Origin of the sequence: Herbaspirillum aquaticum, assembly GCF_002213425.1 — a bacterium.
Classification (GTDB): Bacteria; Pseudomonadota; Gammaproteobacteria; order Burkholderiales; family Burkholderiaceae_D; genus Herbaspirillum; species Herbaspirillum aquaticum.
In genome coordinates this window covers 208,747-228,929 of sequence record NZ_NJGV01000005.1, presented here as the reverse complement: position 1 = coordinate 228,929, position 20,183 = coordinate 208,747, and the positions used below count along the sequence as shown (strand labels likewise).

General features: G+C 64.9%; 16 protein-coding genes. 8 read left to right on the top strand and 8 right to left on the bottom strand.

Annotated elements, in window-relative coordinates; translation table 11 throughout:
- Nucleotides 1–82: 82 nt before the first annotated feature.
- The 6 genes from CEJ45_RS07175 to CEJ45_RS07150 all read right to left on the bottom strand — a co-directional run bounded on the left by CEJ45_RS07175 (nt 83) and on the right by CEJ45_RS07150 (nt 6,373).
- Nucleotides 83–1,102 (bottom strand): FecR family protein, encoded by a 1,020-nt coding sequence (locus CEJ45_RS07175; protein ID WP_241517296.1) that lies wholly within the window; start codon nt 1,100–1,102, stop codon nt 83–85.
- A gap of 46 nt (nt 1,103–1,148) precedes the next feature.
- Complete coding sequence (locus tag CEJ45_RS07170) at nt 1,149–1,673, bottom strand: sigma-70 family RNA polymerase sigma factor (protein ID WP_088754474.1); 525 nt, start codon at nt 1,671–1,673, stop codon at nt 1,149–1,151.
- Between the two features lie 670 nt (nt 1,674–2,343).
- Nucleotides 2,344–4,062 (bottom strand): putative bifunctional diguanylate cyclase/phosphodiesterase, encoded by a 1,719-nt coding sequence (locus tag CEJ45_RS07165; RefSeq protein ID WP_229296918.1) that lies wholly within the window; start codon nt 4,060–4,062, stop codon nt 2,344–2,346.
- 11 nt (nt 4,063–4,073) lie between these two features.
- Complete coding sequence (locus CEJ45_RS07160) at nt 4,074–4,442, bottom strand: response regulator transcription factor (RefSeq protein ID WP_158214899.1); 369 nt, start codon at nt 4,440–4,442, stop codon at nt 4,074–4,076.
- 162 nt (nt 4,443–4,604) lie between these two features.
- Entirely contained in the window at nt 4,605–5,279 is a 675-nt protein-coding gene (locus CEJ45_RS07155; RefSeq protein ID WP_241517295.1) for a response regulator transcription factor, read from the bottom strand.
- Nucleotides 5,276–6,373: a sensor histidine kinase gene (locus tag CEJ45_RS07150; protein WP_158214898.1), complete on the bottom strand. Its 1,098-nt coding sequence runs from the start codon at nt 6,371–6,373 to the stop codon at nt 5,276–5,278. The genes CEJ45_RS07155 and CEJ45_RS07150 overlap by 4 nt, the downstream gene beginning before the upstream one ends.
- A 307-nt stretch (nt 6,374–6,680) precedes the next feature.
- Here CEJ45_RS07150 and CEJ45_RS07145 point away from each other — a divergent pair, with 307 nt between their 5' ends.
- Complete coding sequence (locus CEJ45_RS07145) at nt 6,681–8,198, top strand: aminotransferase-like domain-containing protein (RefSeq protein ID WP_088754471.1); 1,518 nt, start codon at nt 6,681–6,683, stop codon at nt 8,196–8,198.
- On the opposite strand, the gene CEJ45_RS07140 is transcribed toward CEJ45_RS07145, so the two are convergent.
- On the bottom strand, nt 8,162–10,999 hold the full coding sequence (locus CEJ45_RS07140) for a bifunctional diguanylate cyclase/phosphodiesterase (RefSeq protein WP_158214897.1): 2,838 nt from the start codon (nt 10,997–10,999) through the stop codon (nt 8,162–8,164). The two genes, CEJ45_RS07145 and CEJ45_RS07140, sit on opposite strands and share 37 nt — an antisense overlap.
- Before the next feature lie 317 nt (nt 11,000–11,316).
- Between CEJ45_RS07140 and CEJ45_RS07135 the strand changes: the two genes are divergently transcribed.
- From CEJ45_RS07135 to CEJ45_RS07115, 5 genes are all read left to right on the top strand, one after another.
- The gene (locus CEJ45_RS07135; protein WP_088754469.1) at nt 11,317–11,553 is read left to right on the top strand and encodes a hypothetical protein; all 237 of its coding nucleotides are present in this window, start codon (nt 11,317–11,319) and stop codon (nt 11,551–11,553) included.
- Between the two features lie 105 nt (nt 11,554–11,658).
- Nucleotides 11,659–12,330, top strand: a complete 672-nt coding sequence (locus CEJ45_RS07130; protein ID WP_088754468.1) for a response regulator transcription factor — start codon at nt 11,659–11,661, stop codon at nt 12,328–12,330.
- Nucleotides 12,327–13,724, top strand: coding sequence for an ATP-binding protein (locus CEJ45_RS07125; RefSeq protein ID WP_241517294.1), 1,398 nt, complete (start codon nt 12,327–12,329; stop codon nt 13,722–13,724). Before CEJ45_RS07130 ends, CEJ45_RS07125 begins: the two co-directional genes overlap by 4 nt.
- Nucleotides 13,725–13,780: 56 nt before the next feature.
- Nucleotides 13,781–14,344 (top strand): cytochrome b, encoded by a 564-nt coding sequence (locus CEJ45_RS07120; protein WP_088754467.1) that lies wholly within the window; start codon nt 13,781–13,783, stop codon nt 14,342–14,344.
- Nucleotides 14,345–14,677: 333 nt separating this feature from the next.
- Nucleotides 14,678–16,732, top strand: a complete 2,055-nt coding sequence (locus CEJ45_RS07115) for a c-type cytochrome (RefSeq protein ID WP_420913287.1) — start codon at nt 14,678–14,680, stop codon at nt 16,730–16,732.
- Nucleotides 16,733–16,758: 26 nt separating this feature from the next.
- Here CEJ45_RS07115 and CEJ45_RS07110 read toward each other — a convergent pair whose 3' ends face one another.
- Nucleotides 16,759–17,685: a LysR family transcriptional regulator gene (locus tag CEJ45_RS07110; protein WP_088754465.1), complete on the bottom strand. Its 927-nt coding sequence runs from the start codon at nt 17,683–17,685 to the stop codon at nt 16,759–16,761.
- Between the two features lie 194 nt (nt 17,686–17,879).
- Between CEJ45_RS07110 and CEJ45_RS07105 the strand changes: the two genes are divergently transcribed.
- Together CEJ45_RS07105 and CEJ45_RS07100 are read left to right on the top strand one after the other, a co-directional pair.
- A complete protein-coding gene (locus CEJ45_RS07105) occupies nt 17,880–18,998 on the top strand; it encodes a porin (protein WP_187697642.1) in 1,119 nt (372 codons plus the stop codon).
- A 91-nt stretch (nt 18,999–19,089) separates the two neighbouring features.
- Entirely contained in the window at nt 19,090–20,142 is a 1,053-nt protein-coding gene (locus tag CEJ45_RS07100) for an ABC transporter substrate-binding protein (protein WP_088754463.1), read from the top strand.
- The last annotated feature ends 41 nt before the right edge of the window (nt 20,143–20,183 follow it).

Below are 20,183 nucleotides of genomic sequence, written 5' to 3'. Positions count from 1 at the left end.
GGCGGTTGGCAAGAATATTCACTGGTCTCATGAGGTATGCCGAAGCAGGCCCGCAAAACCCGTAATCCCTGCCAGAAAATTCTTATTGGCTGTGTTGCGCCGCCACCCGGACCCAGAAGCGGGTGCGCTGCTCGATACGCACCGGCAGCGCTTGCGCCAGTGACTCCAGTGCCGCATCGCCATCGCGCAGCTGGAACACGCCCGACACCTTCAAGGACGCCACGCTGTCCTCGCATTGGAGCCAACCGTGGCGATAGCGCGCCATCTCGGCTACCACGTCGCCCAGCCGCATGTCGCGCGCCACCAGCGTGCCCCCGAGCCAGGCCGTTGGGTCCATGTTGGCAGCGGGAATGGCCTGGCGCCGCAGCTGGCCATGCGCATCGATGTCCACCGTTTCACCGGGGACGATCACGGTGCGCGCGCCCTGCCCCGGGTCGACGGCTACCCTTCCTTCCAGCACGCTCAGGCGGGTCACGCCCTCTTGCTGGCGCACCGCAAAGCGCGTGCCCAGCGCCTGCAGGCGAGCCTGGGCGGTCTGCACCAGCAACGGACGATGCAGGGGCGAAAGTGCATCGCGGCCGGTCTCGATGAAGATCTCGCCTTGCTCCAGCGCGATCAGGCGCTGCTGCGCATCGAACTGCAGGCGCACATCGGTCGCGGTGTTGAGGGCCAGTTGCGTGCCGTCGCCCAGCACCACCCGGCGTTGCTCGCCGGTCCCGGTGGCGTAGCGCTGGCCGGCGACACGGTCGAACAGACCGGCCTGGCGCGCGGCAAAGCCGGCCAGGGCTACGCTGCCCAGGCCCAGCGCCACCCCGCCAAGCCAGCGACGGCGCGCCTGGCGGCGGCTGCGTGAGCCATTGAGCGCCGCCAGCGGTTGCTGCCATTGCGCGGGCGCGACCGGCAGCGCCACCAGCCGCTGGAACTGGGCTTCCGCCGCCATCAGCTCGGACCACACCGTTTCGTGACGGCCGTCTGCTGCGCGCCAGGCATCGATACGGGCTTGCAAGGCGGGATCCGGTGCGACTCCGGAAGGCTGCGCGCGCAGCTGGACCAGCCAGGCGATGGCTTGTTCCAGTACGGGATCAGGCGGGGCGGAAGGCATGGGATGGGCGGGCATATCGGCGGGCAGCTGCGCGAGCGGGTGCGCTTCAGCGCGACTGCCAGGCTTGTCGCATCAGGTAGCAATGGCGGATGGCCGCCGCCATGTATTTTTCGACGCTGCTCAGCGATACGCCCATGCGTTGGGCGATCTCGGCGTAGCCCAGGTCATCCAGGCGGGACATCAGGAAAGCCTCGCGCGGCTTGGCCCCCAGGCCTTCGAGCATGGCGTCGATGGTGGCCAGTGCTTCCACCAGCAGCATCCTGGCCTCGGGCGAGATCACTTCCGGCATCGGCAGGTGGGAGATGGCCTCCAGGCAGGCGCGTTCGACTTCGTCGCGCCGGACCTTGTCCACCACCAGGCCCTGCGCGATCCGGGTCAGCCAGGCGCGCGGTTCGCGCAGGTCGGCCAGCACTTGCGGCTTGCCCAGCACCCGCAGGAAGGTATCCTGGGCCAGGTCGGCGGCATCGCTGCTGCTGCCCAGCCTGCGTCGCAGCCACTGCTGCAGCCAGCCATGATGCTCGCGATAGAGCGAGTCGACGCGCTGGGCGTCGGCGGGATGCGGGACGGGCATGGGGGTAGTGAGGCTTCTAGATAATAATAATTCTCATTTTAATGTTGGAGGTGAAGTTTGACAACGGCAGTGAAGACGCCTTGCCTGCCAAGGAAAGTGGAAATGGCGCATAAATACATCATTGACATTCTTTTGATGTGTATATGCGTCAACATCCCGACTTTCTCACCGAGACCGTCCATGAAACGCTGATTCAGTCGGCCGGAAACGCCCGGGTATTTGGCACTGCCCCGGCTTCTTTCGTGGATCAGGATTGCTGAGGACTGGCTGACCAGTCCAATTGGACTAGTTTCTTTCCCTGCAAGCCCCGCTAGAATGCCGCCTGTGGATGAGTCACCCTGGAGGGGGGAAAAAGATCGGACCGCATAGCGCGGCGCCGGCAGCTCGGGGGGGACTCATCTGCTTTCCTGCCGTCAGCCTTGCACCAGGCTCCAGCGCGCATCACGGAAAAGCGGCCATCTTCCCGGCCACCCTGCCCCGCACAGCGGATCGGAAAGATGCATGCATCTCACCGCAATCCGGCCCATACATCAAGTCAGATCGGGCGTACCGGTTCGAGGATGTCAAAGGACAAGTGTCCTTTTCCCCACGCATGTATGCAGCGCTTGCCTCATTGGGTCCCTGCAAAACTTCCCGACCGCCTTCCGCAGCGCTGCTTCCCGCACACCATTCAGGCCGCCGCCGCATCGTTGCGCATTTGCCCGATCACGAAACCCAGCAGTTGCGGCTCGGCCAGCGGCCGGCTGTAGAAATAGCCCTGGATCTCGTCGCAGCTCAGGCGCTTGAGCCATTCGCGCTGCTGGACCGTTTCCACCCCTTCGGCGATGACCTTGATACCCAGCGTGTGGCCCAGCCCGATGACGGCCTGGACGATGGCGGCATCCTGCGAATGCGGCCGCAGCTGGCTGACGAAGGAGCGATCGACCTTGAGCTTGTCGATCGGAAAACGCTTCAGGTAAGCCAGGCTGGAATAACCGGTACCGAAATCATCGATGGACAGCTTCAGCCCCAGTGCGCGCAGCGCATGCAACAGTTCGATCGCCGCTTCGGTATGCTCCATGACTGCGCCCTCGGTGATTTCCAGCTCCAGGCTGGCCGGCGGGATGCCGGTGCGGGCCAGCAGCGCCTCCATGCGCGCCAGGAAATCGGGATGCCCGAAATGCCTGGCCGAGATATTGACCGCCACCACCACGTCACGCCCGGTCAGGTTGCGCAATGCATGGATCTGCGCGCAGGCCCGCTCCAGCACCCATTCGCCGATGGCAATGACCAGGCCCGACTCCTCGGCCACCGGAATGAAGTCGCCCGGCGGCACCAGCTGCCCTTGGCGACGCCAGCGCACCAGCGCCTCGAAACCAACCAGGCTGCCATCGGCCAGCGATTGCTGGGGCTGCAGGTGCAGCTCCAGTTCGTCGCGTTCGAGTGCATGCACCAGCTGCGCCTCCAGGTCCACGCGCCGCTGCGCCTCGGCATTGAGCGCCTCTGAATACGTCACCAGCAGGCTGCCGCCCTGCTGGCGCGCCGACTGCAGGGCGGCGTCGGCGTTGCGCAGCAGCTGCACCGCATCGCCGCCGTGGCGCGGATACTCGACAGCGCCCAGGCTCAGGTGTGAAAACACTTCGTGCGTGCGGCAGCTGAAGGGACGCTGCATGCCCGCCTGCAAGGCCACCAGGGCGCGCCCAACGTCCTCGGACTGGGCCTGCTGGCGGTACAGGATGACGAAATTGGCGCCATCGAGCCGGAACACCTCGCCCTGGTAGGCGCCGGCGATGGTACGCAGGCGGGTGGCGATGTCGATGATCATGGCGTCGGCGAATTCATGCCCGTAGGCACCGATGACGCGTTCGAAGCGATCCACGCTGCCCAGCACCAATGTATGGGGATGTCCCTGCAACTGATGCATACGTCGCTCCAGCGAGCGGCGATGCGCCAGTCCGGTCAGCGGGTCGTGTGCGGCCTGGTGCGCCAGCGCATCTTCGGAGCGAAAGCGCGCGCGAATGTGATACATCATGAACAGCGCCGTGGCCAGCGCCAGCAGGTTGAACCAGTGCACCAGGCGGGCAATGCGCTGCAGGTTGACATCGACCAGGCCATCCTGGCGCAGCAGCTCGGTCACGTCGTGCATGCCCAGGCCATGAAGGGTCCAATGCACCAGCGGATCGGCGGCATTGCGGATGTTCTCGACAGTGTGCTGCATCACCATGGAGAGGCCGGCCCCGCAGGCCACCACCAGGGTCAGCAGCAGATAGATCGGCCAGCGCGTGTGACGCGCCAGGCGCTGGCGCATGCTGCGCTCATGTCCCGCCGCAGGCGGCGGCAGCAGCGCCAGCAGGCTGTCTTTCCAGCGGCGCGGCACCGGCCGCGATTGCAGCATCAGATGTTCCATCATGTCCCCCGGGGTCATTTCGTCAACAGGCGTTCAACCGTATGCAACATCTCGTCACCATCAAAGGGCTTGCCCAGGAAGGCCGCCTGCCCTGCTGCCTGCACACGCTCTTCTTGCACGCGTGTGGGATAGGAGGTGATGACTACCACTGGCGTGGCCAGCTGCTGGCCGCGCAGCCATTCCAGCAATTCCACGCCGCTCATTCCGGGCATCTGGACATCGGTGACGATGCAGTCGGTCCCGTCATAGCCCAGCGCGGCGAGGAAATCGCTGGCGCTGGCGTGGCATTGCACTTGCCAACCCATGGAGCGCATCAGCGCCGAAAGCGCTTCGCGCATGGAGGCGTCGTCATCGATGACGGCGATCTTGCTTGTGTGATTCACTGCATTCCCTTGGCGATGCCGCGCCTCGCGTGATGCCGGGGGCGGCTTGTCCTGTGCATCCCGATGGATGAGATGCATTCTTGATCGCAGGTTAGCAATCCCGCGCCGGGGCGGGAATCATACATTGGTATGAGCGCCGCGGCGCCAGTCCGCACGCGGCTTTCAGGGCTGCGGCTTGAGTCCGTCCTGTTCCAGTGCCTGGCTCATTCGGACCAGGTCGGCGAAGGAACGCGCCTGCATCTTCTTCATCGCATGGCCGCGATGGATCTTGACCGTGACTTCGCTGGTGCCAAGCTCACCGGCAATCTGCTTGTTGAGCAAGCCGCTGACGGCCAGCCACATCACTTCCGATTCGCGCGGGGTCAGGCTCGCGTAGCGCGCCTGCAGGCCGCTGCGGGCCTGGCGTTGGGCCAGCTGGTGGCGATCCTTCTCATGGGCGGCCGCCACTGCGTCGAGCAGGTCCTGGTCGCGGAAAGGCTTGGTGAGGAAATCAACGGCGCCGGCTTTCATGGCGCGTACGCTCATGGGGATGTCGCCATGCCCGGTCATCAGGATCACGGGCATGTCCACCCCGCTGCGCACCAGCTCGGCCTGTACATCCAGCCCGCTCATGCCTTGCAGCCGTACGTCCAGCAACAGGCAGGCCGGTGCGGCCAGGGCCGCACGCTGCTGGAACTCCACCGCGCTGGCATAGCCGACCACCTGCAGGCCGACCGAGCGCAACAGGCTGTCGAGGGCTTCGCGCAAGGCCGGATCATCATCCACGATGTACACCACCGGCTTGGCTGGCGAAGTGCTGGCCGACTGGTTCGGCGCGGGACGGATCGGCTGGCTCACGAGGTCCCTCCCGTCACTGGCGGCAGCAAGACCCGCATGACCGCGCCCTGCGGGGCGCGATTGCCGGCGCGAATGCTGCCATGATGGGCTTCCAGGATGGAGCGGCAGATCGCCAGGCCCATGCCCATGCCTTCCTTCTTGGTGGTGAAGAAGGCGGAAAACATGCGTTCCATGTGCTCCTGGCTCAGGCCCGGACCATTGTCGGCCACTTCGACCTGGATCATCGCTGCGCCCTCCTGGGCCTCCCCGGCCGGGACCAGGCTGCAGCGCACTTCGATGGTGGGCGCCACGGTCATGGCCTCGGACATGGCCTGGGCCGCATTCATGACCAGGTTGATGACGACCTGCTGCAGCTGCACCTTGTCGGCCATCACCAGCGGCAGGTCCGCTGCCAGTTCCAGCTTGAGCTTCACGCGCAGCCGGTGTAGCTCGCGGCGCAGCAGGTCGCAGCTCTCCTGCACCAGTGCAGCCGGTGCCAGCGGCACCATGCTGGGCGCCGACTGCCGTGCCATGCCACGGATGCGCTGGATCACTTCACTGGCGCGGCGGGCGTTCTGCTGCATGGCGTCGACGGCGCGGCGCACTTCGCCAAGTTCGGGTTGGTCCCGATCGAGCCAGCGCAATCCGGCCTGGCCGTGCGTGAGGATGGCCGCCAGCGGCTGGTTGACTTCGTGGGCAATGGTGGCGGTCATCTCGCCCAGCGTGCTCACGCGGCTGGCGTGGGCCAGCTGGTTGCGGGCCTGGTTGAGCGCCTCTTCGCGCTGCAGGAGCGCCTGCGTGGCTTCCTGTCCCTTCACGGCCAGGAAGCCCGTGATGGCAATGGCGGCCAGGCTGACCAGGCAGCGCGCCAGGGCGGCATCGTCACGCAGCACATCGTGCGACAGCACGAAGGCGAGCAGGGTCAGCGCCATGCAGAACAGCATCACCCCGATGACACCCCGGCGCGGCCAGATCCAGACCGACATCAGCACCACGGCCACGTACAGCACCGCAATAGCCACATCCAGCGAGGTCAGCGCATCAACGGAAAAGATCGCCACCGTCAGTGCGGCCGCAGCGGCCGGCACAGCCGGTGAACGAATGGTTCGGTACATGTAGGATCCCCCCTGCTGCATCGCCTCTGTCATCCAAGTTTGGTGAAACTTTTCATCGGTGGGGATTGCGGCGGATAGCCGGTCCCGTTTTGGACGCGAGTATAAGGCCAGTGCGCATGCAGTAGTGCATGTATTACACCAAAGTATAAGGGGGCAATCCGGCGCTGATGCACTGCCGTCGCGGGCGGCTTCTCATGCGCCGGGGAATGGCTGCCATGGCGGTCTGATCCGCATACCTTGGTGTTATTGGCGGCCTGGCACGGCAGTCCTAGCATCGGCTCATCCAATAGCCCAGCCGTGGACCGCCATGAAACTCTATGAAACGCTTGCCGAGACCATCCGTCGCCAGATACTCAACGGCGTGATGCTGCCGGGAGAAAAGATTCCCTCAGTGCGCCGCGCCAGCCAGCAATACCAGCTCAGCATCTCCACCGTGATCCGTGCCTTCCTGCTGCTGGAGAGCCAGGGCTACATCGAGAGCCGCCCGCAATCGGGGTATTTCGTTCGCACGCCGCAGAACGCGCCAGCGGCACCGACTGTCGCCACCGCCCCCCAGGCTTTGCCGGCCAGCCGGCTGCCCGCCGCCAATACGCCAGTCGAACTGGTGCTGCACAACCTGCGCTCGATCAACTGCAATGCGCGCATTCCGCTGGGCTCCCCCTATCCCGATCCGGCCTTGTTCCCGTCGATGCGCATCAGCCAGCTGGCGCAAGGCTTCTACAAGCGGCGCGAGCATGCGCAGCTCATCGGGGTGCTCCCGCCAGGCAATGCCGAGCTGATCCGCCAGATCGCGCGGCGTCATTTGCAGACCGGGCTGCCGGTGCAAGCCGGCGAGATCATCATCACCCAGGGCGCCACCGAGGCGCTGCAGCTCTGCCTGCACGCCATCGCCCGGCCGGGGGCTGCCATTGCGGTGGAGTCGCCGACCTACTACGCACTGCTGCATGCCATCGAGCGGACCGGCATGCGCGCCTTGCCCATCGCCACCGACGCGGACCAGGGCATGGACCTGCCCTCGCTGGACCGGGCGCTGGCCAGCGGCGACGTAGCCGGCGTGGCGGTGATGACCAATTTCCAGAACCCGCTCGGCTACGTCATGCCGGACGCCAGAAAGCAGGCGCTGGTGCGCCTGCTGGCCAAGCACGACCTGCCGCTGGTGGAAAATGATGTCTATGGCGAACTGCACTTTGGCGAGCAGCGCCCCCGCACGGCCAAGAGCTATGACCAGGACGGACGGGTACTGTACTGCTCGTCCTTCTCCAAGAGCCTCACGCCGGAACACCATATCGGCTGGACCCTGCCGGGCCGTTACCGGCAGGCGGTGGAGCGGCTCAAGTTCCTCAATACGGTGTCCATGCCGGCGCATCCGCAGCGCGCAGTGGCGGAATACCTGCAAAGCGAGGGCTACGATTTTCACCTGCGCCGACTGCGCAAGCTCCTCATGCAGCGCCAGCGCATCATGCGTGCTGCCGTCCTGCGGTTCTTCCCGGCCGGCACCCGCTGTTCCGAGCCACAGGGCGGTTACCTGCTGTGGGTCACGCTGCCGGACGGCATCCTGGCACTGGAGCTGCACGCGCTGGCGCAGGCCGCCGGCATCAGCGTGGCGCCGGGCGACATGTTCAGTACCGACGGGGCCTTCCGGCATTGCATCCGGCTCAACTACAGCTTCCCGTGGGAAGACGGCATCGAAGCGGCCGTGCGCACCCTGGGCGAACTGTGTCACGGCCTCTTGGCCGGCAGCGCACAGGCAGCACAACCGCACTACCAGGCGGCGCGCCCGCTGGCGGCTCAGGCCCCGGCGGGCGGGCTGATCAACGCCAGGTGAGCCGTGCGCGGCGGGGCGGCCGGCTCGGCCTGCTCTGCCACGCTGTTGTGCGCGCCCATCAAGCTGCCCCAACGCAATTGCTCCACCGGCGCCGGCTTGCCGAACAGGTAGCCCTGCAGGCCGGTGCAGCCGAGCTGCCGCAAGGCGGCCCATTGCTCGCTGGTCTCCACGCCTTCGGCCACCACATCCAGGCCCAGCCCACGCGCCAGGCTGACGATGGTCTGCACGATGGCCCCGGCATGCGGCGTCTGCAACATGTCCTGCACGAAGGACCGGTCAATCTTGAGCTGGTCCAGCGGCAGCTTCTTGAGATAGCTCAGCGAGGAATAGCCGGTACCGAAATCATCCAGCGAGAAGCCCAGTCCGGTTTCCTTGAGCATGGCCATGCGCGCAATGAGGGCATCGAGGTCGGTGAGCAGCATGCTCTCGGTGAGTTCCAGCTTGAGCCGGTGCGCATCGGCACCGGTCCGTTCCAGGATCTCCAGCACGCATTGGGCGAAGTCGGGCTGGCGGAACTGCCGGGCACTGACATTGACCGAGATGCTCAGGTGCGCCGTCTGCGGGTCGTGCGCCCAGGCCGCCAGCTGCTCGCAGGCGGTGGTCAGCGCCCACTGGCCGAATTCCACGATCAGGCCGGCCTTCTCGGCCTGGCCGATGAACTCCGCCGGATAAACCATGCCGCGCTGGGGATGCTGCCAGCGCATCAGGGCCTCCACCCCGGAGAGGCTGCCGTCTGCACGCACGATGGGCTGGTAGTGCAGGCGCAGCTCATGGCGTACCAGGGCGTGGCGCAAATCGTTTTCCAGCATGGCCATCTGGTCCAGCACTTCCTGCATCGAAGGGCAGAAGAAACGGTAAGTATTGCGGCCTGCCGCCTTGGCTTCATACATGGCCATGTCAGCCTGGCGCAGCAGGTCATTGACGGTATGCCGACCATTGCCGAAGAGCACCACGCCAAGGCTGGGTGTGCTGCGTACCTCATGGCCCTGCAGTTCATAGCCGGCATTGAGCGCCACCAGGATCTTGCGGCAGACGCACTCGGCATTGTGCTCGGCTTCTTCGACCAGGCTGCCCAGGTTCTCCAGCAGGATCACGAATTCATCGCCACCCAGTCGCGCTACGGTATCGACCTCGCGCGTGACCTGGCGCAGGCGCAGCGCGACCAGCTCCAGCAGCCGGTCGCCGGTGTCATGGCCCAGCGTATCGTTGAGGCCCTTGAAATTGTCGAGGTCCACGAAGATCACCGCGCCCACCTGCCCTCCCCGCGCATAGCGGGCCACTGCCTGTCCCAGGCGATCCAGCAGCAGGCGGCGGTTGGGCAGTTCGGTCAGGCCGTCGTAATACGCCAGGCGAGCGATCTCCTGCTCGGCGGCCTTGCGTGCGCTGATGTCCATGCGGGTGCCGACCATGCGCAGCGGGCGGCCCTGTCCATCGCGCTCGACCAGCTTGCCGCGGCACTGGACCCAGACCCAGTGGCCGTCCTGGTGACGCATCTGGTATTCGGCTTCGAAGTTGTGCCGGCTGTCGGCCAGGTGCAGGCGCAGGGCGTGGTCCAGTGCCGGCATGTGCTCCGGGTGCACCAGCGTGCGCCACTCGCCGGGCGCATGGAACTGGCGCTCTGGCGCATAGCCCAGCATGGCATTGGCGCGCGCGTCGACGGTACGGATATCCTGCTGGATGTGCCAGTCCCACAAGCCGAGGTTGGCCCCCGAGAGAGCCAGTTCCATGCGCTCGGTCATCTCGGCATGCTGCCTTTCGCATTGCGTGGCCAGGGCCTGCGCTGCGCGCCGGCGCCGCTGCAGCCACGCCAGCACCACGGCGGCGGCCACACCGAAAAGCAGCCAGAGCAGCAGAAAGGAATGCACCGGCTCATGCCAGCCTGCATTGACCTGCGCCTGGCTGCGCGAGAGGCTGATGACCAGGGTCTTGTCCAGCCCCAGTTCACGGCTGGTCACGGTGCGCTGGACGATGAGCCGGGATTGTCCCCGCGCGTCCGCGAAGCGCATGACGCTGGTGACGTCGCCTCCACGCAGGTGCTTCTGCAGGACTTCCTCCGGCCCGCTGCCGGGCTGGCTGCCCATGCGCATCTGCGCAGCGTTGGCCGGCACGAACAGCAGGCGCCGCCCGTCCTCGCCGGTGATGGCGATGTTCATGTCCTCGGCATACAGGGCCGAGCGCATCACGGCATCGAAATACTCGGGATTGAGGATGGCACTGACCGCGCCCTCGATCCGCCCTTCCGGTGTGGTCACCGGCAGCGTGAGCTTGATGTTGAAGACACCGGGCGTGTTCTCATAGGGCTGCGAGACGTACATCATTTGCCCCGAGGACATGCGCGGGATCTGCGAAAGGAAATCGCTGTCATCCAGGCGCCGGTCATCGAGATCATCGGCCGAGCGCAGGATGTAGCCGCGCGCATCGAGCACCACCATGGCCCGCACCCCCGGCATGGCGCGCTTGAGCGATTGCAGCAGCAGTCGCTGGCAGGACGCGGTGCAGCCGGAGTCCTCGCCCAGGGCGCTGCGCGCGCTTTCCAGCGCATGGCGTACGCCCTGGAACTGGTGCGCCAGGTTCTCCTCGATGATGCGCGCCTGGCTCTGCATGCGCTCGGTTTCATCGGCCACCACCAGGCGCTGCTCGGACCAGACGAAGTTGGCAATGAGCAGCGCCGTAAAACCCAGCGTGGCCGCCAGCGCACCCCATTCGATCATGGTGCGGCTATAGCCGTGAACTGGTTCACTGCTGCGGGCGATATCGGAGCGGCCAATGCCGGCCATGGTGCCAATGCTGGGGGATCGCATGATGCCTTCCTTGCTTGCGCCGTCGGCGACGGCTTGCTGTGCATGGGAAGGAAGTCTAGGAGGGGTACGCTGGGCCCGGTACATACACAGCGCGGGAGGCTTGTGGAACACAGTTGCCACCGGCATTGATAGCTAGCAACAGCCTGCCTGATCGACCATCGCAATGTGGCCAGGTAGCGCGTGCATGGGTGGCATGGCTTGCTGCGGGCAGCACAGAAGACGTATTCTGCAGGCCGGTACAGCGTGTGCAAGCATGGCATCCACGTTGCTGCTTGCTTATGCTCGCGCCATCGACACCATGCAGCAGGGAGCACATCATGCACATCGAAGTGATGGGGCAATACGAGATTGTCCTGGAAGCGTATGCCAACCTCGCCAATACCGGCTGGCAACCCTTCGTGACGATCTATCGCGGGCGTTCCACCTCGCGCCGCAGCCTGTGCGTCGTCCAGCGCCAGCAAGTGCAGATCGGGGCACCGGCGCGCAGCCGCGACCAGGCCATCGAGGCCGCCCGCGCCTTCGCGGCGCAGCGTATCGCGGCCCGGCGGCTTTGAGCCGCTCCGCGCTGCTCGCCGATGCACTGCCGCCGCACATTTTGACTTAGACTCTAGCGCCATCCGGTCAGGTCGATCGGTACCTTGAGGAAGGCATGGCGAGCGATGCGAATACTGCTGGTGGAAGATGACGCGATGATCGGCGAAGAAGTCCGTGCCGCCCTGAAGGACGCTGGCTACGCAGCAGACTGGGTGCAGGACGGCGCGCTGGCCCTGGTCGCGCTGGCGCAACAGCAGTACGACGCCGCCCTGCTGGACCTGGGCCTGCCCGGTACCGATGGCTTGTCGGTACTGCGCCAATTGCGCAGGCACGCTGCCACGCCGGTGCTGATCCTCACCGCCCGCGATGGCGTGCAGGACCGCATCGACGGGCTCGACAGCGGCGCCGATGACTACATCCTCAAGCCCTTTGCCATGGGCGAGTTGCTGGCGCGCCTGCGCGCCGTGATGCGGCGCAAGTCCGGCGCGGCCACAGTGGTGCTGGACAACGGCCAGTTGTGCCTGGATTTGGCCGAGAAGACCGCACGCTGGCAAGGCCAGCCACCGGTGAAGCTGTCGGCGCGCGAGTTTTCCTTGCTGCAGGCACTCATGCATCGTCCCGGTGCCATCCTTTCGCGCGGTGAGCTGGAAGAACGCATCTATGGCTGGGGCGAGGAAGTGGAGAGCAATGCGGTCGAATTCCTGATCCACGGATTGCGCAAGAAACTGGACCGCGAGGCCATCAAGAACGTCCGCGGCATGGGCTGGATGGTAGCGCGGGGAACGGCCACGCCATGAAGCACCTGCAACGCTCCCTGCAAGCCCGCCTGTCGGTGGCGCTGACGCTGGCCATCCTGCTGGTGGCCGTGGGCGCCGGTGCCTTCGGTTTCATCAGCGCCTATCGCGATTCCATCCGCCTCCAGGACGACCTGCTGTTGCAGGTGGGCGCGCTCATCGTCCGCCTGGGCGGCAGCCTGCCCGATGATGGCGCCGTGGGCAGCTATCCCGGTGCCGATCATGAATCCCGCATCAGCGTGCAGTGGCTGCCCCAACCGGGCCAGGCCGGCACCACAGGTGCCGCACTGCCGCTGCCGGAGGGATTGCACGATGGCTTCCAGACGGTCTTCATGTTTCATGAAAACTTTCGCGTCTACGTCCAGCCCCTGCCCTCGGGCCGGCGCATCGCCCTGGCGCAGGAAACCGACGTGCGCGACCGCATCGCCGTGCGCGCCGCCTGGCGTGCATTGATACCGGTCCTGATCCTGGTACCGGTATTGCTGCTGGCACTCCAGCGCATCATGGGACGGCTCTTTGCACCCCTGGCCAGCCTGCGCGGCGAGATCGACCGGCGCCGCGACGATCAGCTTGCCCCCCTGCCCACGACAGGCCTGCCCACCGAAATCAGTCCCTTCGTGGACGCCATCAATCGCCTGCTGGCGCGCGTGCAAGGCGCGATGACGGCGCAGCGGCGCTTTGTGGCCGATGCCGCGCATGAATTGCGTACGCCCCTGGCCGCACTCTCGCTGCAGGCCGAACGCCTGCACCAAAGCGAGTTGTCCGACACCGCCCGCGAACGCCTGCAACGCCTGGAACAAGGGCTGGCACGGGCGCGTACGCTGGTGACCCAGTTGCTGGCCCTGGCGCGCGTACAAGCGCAGGACCAGGCCGGTGAAGCACCGCGCCAGCGCCTGGTCCTGCGCGAAGCCGTGCGCCCGGTGCTGGAAGACCTGTTGCCGCTGGCCCAGCAGAAGAACATCGATCTCGGCGTTGACGGGTCCCTTGACGCCGAGGTCGACACCAATGCCATGGAGCTGGGCTTGCTGCTGGGCAACCTGGTCAACAACGCGATCCGCTACACCCCGCCAGGCGGCTGTATCAGCCTGACCCTGGCGGCGCCGGCACAAACGCCGCCGGGCCATGTCCGCCTGGAGATTGCCGACAATGGTCCCGGCATCCCGGCCAGCGAGCGCGAGCGTGTCTTCCAGCCGTTCCTGCGGCTCGACCCGGCAGCGGCGCCGGGTTCGGGCCTGGGCCTGGCGATCGTGCAGTCGGTGGCCGCGCGGCTGGATATCGTGGTGCGCCTGGCGGCAAGCGATGAGCAATCACAGGCTGGCTTGCGCGTGATCCTCGATATACCCGCACCAGCAACGGCAACGGTCAGGCCTGGTCAGCAATTTATTGCGCCGGGCTAATGCCGGACTAAGTTTCGTGGCTTACCATGGGGCAGCTTTTTTCCATGGGAACCCAAATGAACAAGTCCAATGATGCCTTCGGGCAAGGCACCCGTTACCACCCCCTCTACGCCGCGCTGCACTGGCTGATGTTCCTCTTGTTCGTGGTGGCGCTGGCCACCATCGAATACCGCGAAGACATCCCCAAGGGCGATCCCCTGCGCGACCTGCTGCGCACCGTACACATGCATGCCGGCCAGCTGGTGCTGATCTTCGTCGTGGTGCGCCTGGTGGCCCGCAAGCTGACGGGCGTGCCGCCCGAGCTGCCGCTGCCGCGCCTGCAGCAGCTCGGTGCGAGCGCCGTGCACCTGCTGCTGTATGCCGTGATGATCGGCCTGCCCATCACCGGCATCCTCTTCACCCAGGCCGGTGGGCGCGATGTGGTGTTCTTCGGCATGACGCTCCCGGTGATCCTGGCCAAGGACATGGCCGTACGCGGCCCCATCAAGGAGGTGCACGAGTTCATGGGCAACGCGGTGTATTTCCTGGTCGGCCTGCATGTGCTGGGCGCGCTGTGGCACCAGCTCTTTGATCGCATGCCCATCCTGCAGCGCATGTCCTTGCGCTCGCCGCGCCGCTGAGATCTGGCGATCCGCGCAGCGAATGCTGCGCCGCCTTCGTTGACAACGCCATCCGGGCTGTTCGGATGGCGTTTTTTGTTGCCAGGGAAAGGTTTGTGAAAGCCATCAAAAACCTGACACAGGCCGCGTCGACGGGCTTTGCGGAAGATCAAGCCAATCCCGATGAGGCGCTCGGGGTGGCTGCGGAGCAAGGCTTAAATGGTGGATGTTTCCCCCTCGGAATAACCACCCGGAACCATCATGACAAGTCTTCGCCGCCCCCTTCTTCCCCTTCTTCCCCTGACTGTCTCCCTGCTTTCCTCGCTGACGCTGTGCGCTGCATTTTGCTCGCCGCTGGCCGCCGCCGCACCGCCCAATACCATGCCCGCGAGCGTGGCCAGCTTGTCCGACGATCTCCCGTCCGACTTCAGCGACGCGCTCGATGCAACCACCCGTGAGCAGGTCTTGCGCGGCCGCTACGTCGCGCGGCTGGGCGATTGCGTGGCCTGTCACACACACGACAAGGGCAAGCCCATGGCCGGTGGCCTGGCGTTGGAGACCCCCTTCGGCAAACTTTATTCCACCAACATCACGCCAGATCGACAGACCGGAATCGGTCAGTACAGCTTCGCCCAATTCGATCGCGTCATGCGCGAAGGGGTAACGGCAGACGGCCGCCATCTTTATCCGGCGATGCCCTACCCGTCCTACGCCAAGATGAGCGAAGAGGATATGCGTGCCCTCTACGTCTACCTGATGCAGGCGGTCAAGCCGGTGACGCTGCCGAACCGCCCACTGGAAATGTCCTTCCCCTTCAACCAGCGCTGGGGCATGGCGCTGTGGAACATGGCCTTCCTGCAGCGCAGTGCATTCGAGCCCGATCCGGCGCGCTCGGCGCAGTGGAATCGCGGTGCCTACATCGTCCAGGGACCGGGGCATTGCGGGGCCTGTCATACCCCGCGCGGCATCGGCATGCAGGAAAAGACCATGAGTGAATCCGGCAGCAATGGTCCGCTGTTCCTCTCCGGCGAGACGGTGGAACATTGGCGCGCGCTCGATCTGCGCGGCCGCTGGCGGCCCGAGGATGTGGCCGGACTGCTGCGCACCGGCAGCAACCGCTTCGGTACGGTGGCGGGCAACATGGTCGACGTGGTCCAGCACAGCACGCAATACCTGAGCAACGAGGACCTGCTGGCCGTCGGCACTTATCTGGCCAGCTTGTCGCCGGCGTCCCCGCAACGACCATCCCCGGCGGTTGCCGCAACTGTCACCAGCACCGTCCCGGCCGAGCTCTACAGCACGCGCGGCGGGCTGGGGTATCTGCAGTTCTGCGCCACCTGTCATCGCAGCGACGGCAACGGGGTGCAAGACTTGTTCCCGCCCCTGGCGGGCAATCCGACCCTGCAAAGCGATGAGCCCTCCTCGCTGATCCACATCATGCTCACCGGATGGCGTGCGGCACGCACTCATGCCCAGCCCAAGGCGATGAGCATGCCGGCGTTTTCCGCGTTGAGCGATGGCGAGATTGCCGAGATCCTCAACTTCGCACGGGCCAGCTGGGGTGGACGTCAACAGGGCAATATCAGCGCGCACCAAGTCGCCCGGCTGCGTTCCGAACTGGGGACGCCGCAGCAGAGACCCGAAGGCCCTCGCTTCGAAGCGCCGCGCCTGGCCGACATGCTGAAAGAAAAAAATTCTCCTCAGCTCATCCGTGGCGCCCGTCTCAATATCGAGACCGGCCGCCTGCTGCCCCAGCACGTGGGCAACGGACTGAACTGCGCCAGCTGCCATCTCAATGCCGGCACCGTCGGCGGCGGTTCGCCCTATGTGGGCGTGTCGGCCGCCTTCCCGTCCTACGCGGCACGCGCCGGGCGCGTCATCACGCTGGAAGATCGCATCAATGGCTGCTTCCCCCGCTCCATGAACGGCAAGCCCTTGCCGCCGGGATCGCAAGACATGCAAGCCATGCTGGCCTATATCGAGTGGATGCGCCGTGATGCGCAACCCGGCGGCAAGGTGCCGGGACGTGGCATCGGCAAGATCGACCACAATCTGAAGCCGGATCCGGTCAACGGTGAACGCATCTACCGCGCGCAGTGCGCCGCCTGTCATGGTCCGCAGGGCGAAGGTATCCGCAGTCGCGACGGCCAGTGGATCTACCCTGCGCTATGGGGCGAGGAGTCCTTCAACATCGGCGCCGGCATGGCGCGCACCTATACTGCGGCGGCCTTCGTCAAACGCAACATGCCCATCGCCCTGCATGACCGCTTCCCGCTGGGCCAGGGCGGACTATCGGACCAGGATGCGGTGGACGTGGCCGAGTTCTTCACGCACCAGCCGCGCCCGGATTTCGCCCTCAAGTCCAAGGACTGGCCACGGGACAAGAAGCCGGCCGATGCACGCTACTGAAGCGCGGTGAGCGTTGCGGTGCGCCGTCAGAACCACTGGTTGGCCTGCTTCAGGTCGCTGCGCAGCTCGCGGAAACAATGATCGGTCCAGTGGCTGCGGCTGACCTCGTTGCGGCGCATGAGGACGATCTTGCGTTTCAAGGTCGGCTGCCGCAGCGGGGCCACGTGCAGGCTGTCATCGCGCAGGTAGGTGGTGTAGAGGCTGGGCATGATGCCGATGGCGATGCCCGAGCGCACCACGCCGTAAAGCGATTCACTGTGCACCACCTGGTAGCGTCGCGATGACGCCAGCCCGTGTTGCATCAGTGCCGCCGACGCGAATTCCCATACGCTGCCCTGGGTGAAGAGCACGATCTCCTCGCCCGCCATCTGCCGCCACTGCACTTCCTTGGCCGCCGACAAGGGATGGCGGCGTGAGACGATCAAGACCAGTTCATCCTCGAACAGGGTCACCGTCTCCAGCGTCTGCGAAGACAGCGAATCCGGCGGCTTGATACCCACGCAGAAATCCAGCTTGCCCGAATGCAGCGCATCGAGCAGGGCATCGTTGGGCATATCCTGTAGCAGGATTTCCACATGTTCGTCATGCGCCTGGTTGTAGCGCGCAATCACCGCCGCCGTCAGCGTGACCGCCGAAGGGATCGCCCCGACCCGGATGCGGTGGCGTCCGGTACCGATGGCGTGCTCGATGTCGTCGAAGATGTTGCTGGCCGTATTGAGCAGGTGGCGGGCGTATTCCAGCACCACGCTGCCCTGCGCGGTCAGGCTGATCTGGTGCGTGGTGCGGTCGAAAAGCCGCGTCCCGAGCTGGTTTTCGAGCTGCTTGATGGAGGCCGACAAGGCCGGCTGGGTCACCGCCAGGGCATCGGCGGCGCGGCTGAAACTGTTGGTGTCGGCCAGGGTGACCAGGGCCTGCAGGTGGCGCAGGGTGACTTTCTGATTCAGTTTGATCATGGCAAGCGCTCAAAAGAAGTCGGCAAGCAGGCAATCACGGGATGGGAAACGCCGCCTGGTTATAAATCGAATTTATGAAATTATAAATATAAACAAATTATATTATTTAACGTCTTGTCCTATCCTCCACACCGTTCTCAACAAAATCCAACACTGAACGGTCGCAAGACCATCTCAATACCACAGGGGCAGGCATGAAAAAACACTGGATGATAGGCGCGCTGGCCATTCCGGCAGCGCTGGCAGGCGCACAGGCACAGGCGCAAAGCAAGGTCGAGATCTACGGTCTCATCTCGGGGGGCGTGGGTTATCTCACCAACCAGGGCGGTCCGCACAACTTCGAGGCGCTCTCGGGCACCAACCAGAATCCGCGCATCGGCTTCCGTGGCCAGGAAGACCTGGGCGGCGGCACCCGTGCCATCTTCACGCTGGAAAACGGCTTCAACATGATGACCGGCGCGGCCTCGCAAAACGGCCGCCTGTTCGGCCGCCAGTCCTGGGTCGGCCTGGCCTCCAACAGCATGGGTACCTTGACCCTGGGCCGCCAGTATGAAGCGGTCAAGGACTACCTGGGCCCGGTGGTCATCGCCTCCAACGGCGTGCACATCGGCGACAACGACAACGGCTACAACAACCTGCGGGTCCAGAACTCGGTCAAGTATGTCAGCCCGATGTTCAACGATTTCAACGTTACCGCCTTGTATGGATTTGGCGAAGCCGCCGGTGATGCAGCAGTCAACCGCGTCATGAGCATCGGCTCCGGCTACAAGGGCGGCAACTTCCGCTGGGCCGTGGCCTACACCCAGATGGACCAGCCCAACAGCAGCAAGAGTCCCGACGGCGCCATGGGCAACGACTATGCCAGCTCGCTGCTGATCTTCAACAAGAGCGCAGTCAACAGCTCGGCCGGCGTACGCCGCCAGCGCATTGCCGGGACCGGCGGTTTCTATACCGTTGGCAAGACCGACTTCGGTGCCATGTACAGCAACGTCAAGTACGAATACCTGGACAACACCAAGCTGACGCTGCAGAACTTCGACATCAACCTGGTGCACCACTACACGCCGGCGCTGAACCTGGGCGCGTCCTACTTCTACACCACCGGCAAGTACGACACCATCAACAAGAACCCGAAGTGGCACCAGATCAACCTGCAGGCGGACTACTTCCTCTCCAAGCGCACCGACGTGGCCATCACCTACAGCTACCAGTTGGCCGCGGGTGATGCGACCAAGGCCACCATCTTCGGCTTCCCCTCGTCCAGCGACAAGAAGCAGGCCGTGCTGATGCTGGGCGTTCGCCACGTGTTCTAAGCATTACTTGTTCTCCCCAGGCCTGGCCAGTGGCTCCCGCGCTGGCCGGGCCTACAATATGCAGTCTTTTTACCGGTATCAAGGATCCGCCATGTTCAAGCCCGCACGTTTCTTCCGTCCCCTCGCCGCCCTGGCCATGACCGGCCTCGGCCTGTCCCTGCTGGCGACCCCGGCCCACGCGGAAAAGCGCACGCTGGTGCTGTCGGCGTATCCGATTTCCCAGCCGCTGTTCAACAAGCTGGTCTATGCCCCCTTCAAGGAAAAATGCGGCTGCGAGATCGTGGTGGAAACCGGCAACAATGCCGATCGCATCGCCAAGCTCGACGCCCGCCGCAACAATCCGGTGGTGGACCTGGTGCTGCTGTCGGACTTCGGCATGCTCGAAGCCGCCCGCAAGGGCCTGGTACAGCCGCTGGACTATGCCAAGCTGAAGAATTACAGCCAGATCTATCCCTTCGCCCGCAATCCCATCGGCGGCAATTACGCAGTCGGCTACACCATCTATTCGGTCGGCCTGGTCTACCGCAGCGACAAGACGCGCGCCCCGCAATCCTGGAAGGACCTGTGGAGTCCCGAACTGAAGGGCCGCCTGGCGCTGCCTGATGTGAGCACCACGCAAGGTCCGCTGGCCCTGCAAATGGCCGACCTGGCCTGGGGCGGCAAGGGCGGCGACTATGGCACCGGCATGCAGAAGATCCTCTCGATCAAGAACAACGTGGTGACCTTCACCAAGAACAGCGCGCAGTTGTCGTCGCTGTTTGCCCAGGACGAGATCTGGGTGGCACCGGTGGCGCGCTTCACCTGGTCGCAACTGATGAAGACCGGCATGCCGCTGAAATGGGCCATCCCCGCCGAGGGTCAGGCCGCCGGCATGAACGTGATGGGCATCGTCGCCAAATCGAAGAATGCCGACCTGGCTTACCAGCTGATGGACTTCTGGCTCTCCAAGGAAGTGCAGACGGCGCTGGCCATGGAACTGGTGGATTCGCCGGTCAATACGCAAGTCGTGCTGCCCAAGGACAAGGCCGAATTCAATACCTATGGCGGTGAACACATCGCCTCGCTCAAGTTCGTCAAGCCGGAAGACCTGCTGAAGTACCGCTCGGGCTGGCTGGAACAGTGGAACAAGGGCATCAGCAAGTAAGCGTAACCTTTCACGCCGTGGCGACGCCTGCCGCTGGCAGT

What these genes read in the sequence shown, in the direction of transcription:
- CEJ45_RS07170 (WP_088754474.1), bottom strand. Translation starts at nt 1,673, where the DNA reads ATGCCCGTCCCGCATCCCGCCGACGCCCAGCGCGTCGACTCGCTCTAT.
- CEJ45_RS07100 (WP_088754463.1), top strand. Translation starts at nt 19,090, where the DNA reads ATGTTCAAGCCCGCACGTTTCTTCCGTCCCCTCGCCGCCCTGGCCATG.
- CEJ45_RS07110 (WP_088754465.1), bottom strand. Translation starts at nt 17,685, where the DNA reads ATGATCAAACTGAATCAGAAAGTCACCCTGCGCCACCTGCAGGCCCTG.
- CEJ45_RS07130 (WP_088754468.1), top strand. Translation starts at nt 11,659, where the DNA reads ATGCGAATACTGCTGGTGGAAGATGACGCGATGATCGGCGAAGAAGTC.
- CEJ45_RS07105 (WP_187697642.1), top strand. Translation starts at nt 17,880, where the DNA reads ATGAAAAAACACTGGATGATAGGCGCGCTGGCCATTCCGGCAGCGCTG.
- CEJ45_RS07165 (WP_229296918.1), bottom strand. Translation starts at nt 4,062, where the DNA reads ATGATGGAACATCTGATGCTGCAATCGCGGCCGGTGCCGCGCCGCTGG.
- CEJ45_RS07145 (WP_088754471.1), top strand. Translation starts at nt 6,681, where the DNA reads ATGAAACTCTATGAAACGCTTGCCGAGACCATCCGTCGCCAGATACTC.
- CEJ45_RS07175 (WP_241517296.1), bottom strand. Translation starts at nt 1,102, where the DNA reads ATGCCTTCCGCCCCGCCTGATCCCGTACTGGAACAAGCCATCGCCTGG.
- CEJ45_RS07125 (WP_241517294.1), top strand. Translation starts at nt 12,327, where the DNA reads ATGAAGCACCTGCAACGCTCCCTGCAAGCCCGCCTGTCGGTGGCGCTG.
- CEJ45_RS07140 (WP_158214897.1), bottom strand. Translation starts at nt 10,999, where the DNA reads ATGCGATCCCCCAGCATTGGCACCATGGCCGGCATTGGCCGCTCCGAT.
- CEJ45_RS07120 (WP_088754467.1), top strand. Translation starts at nt 13,781, where the DNA reads ATGAACAAGTCCAATGATGCCTTCGGGCAAGGCACCCGTTACCACCCC.
- CEJ45_RS07150 (WP_158214898.1), bottom strand. Translation starts at nt 6,373, where the DNA reads ATGTACCGAACCATTCGTTCACCGGCTGTGCCGGCCGCTGCGGCCGCA.
- CEJ45_RS07135 (WP_088754469.1), top strand. Translation starts at nt 11,317, where the DNA reads ATGCACATCGAAGTGATGGGGCAATACGAGATTGTCCTGGAAGCGTAT.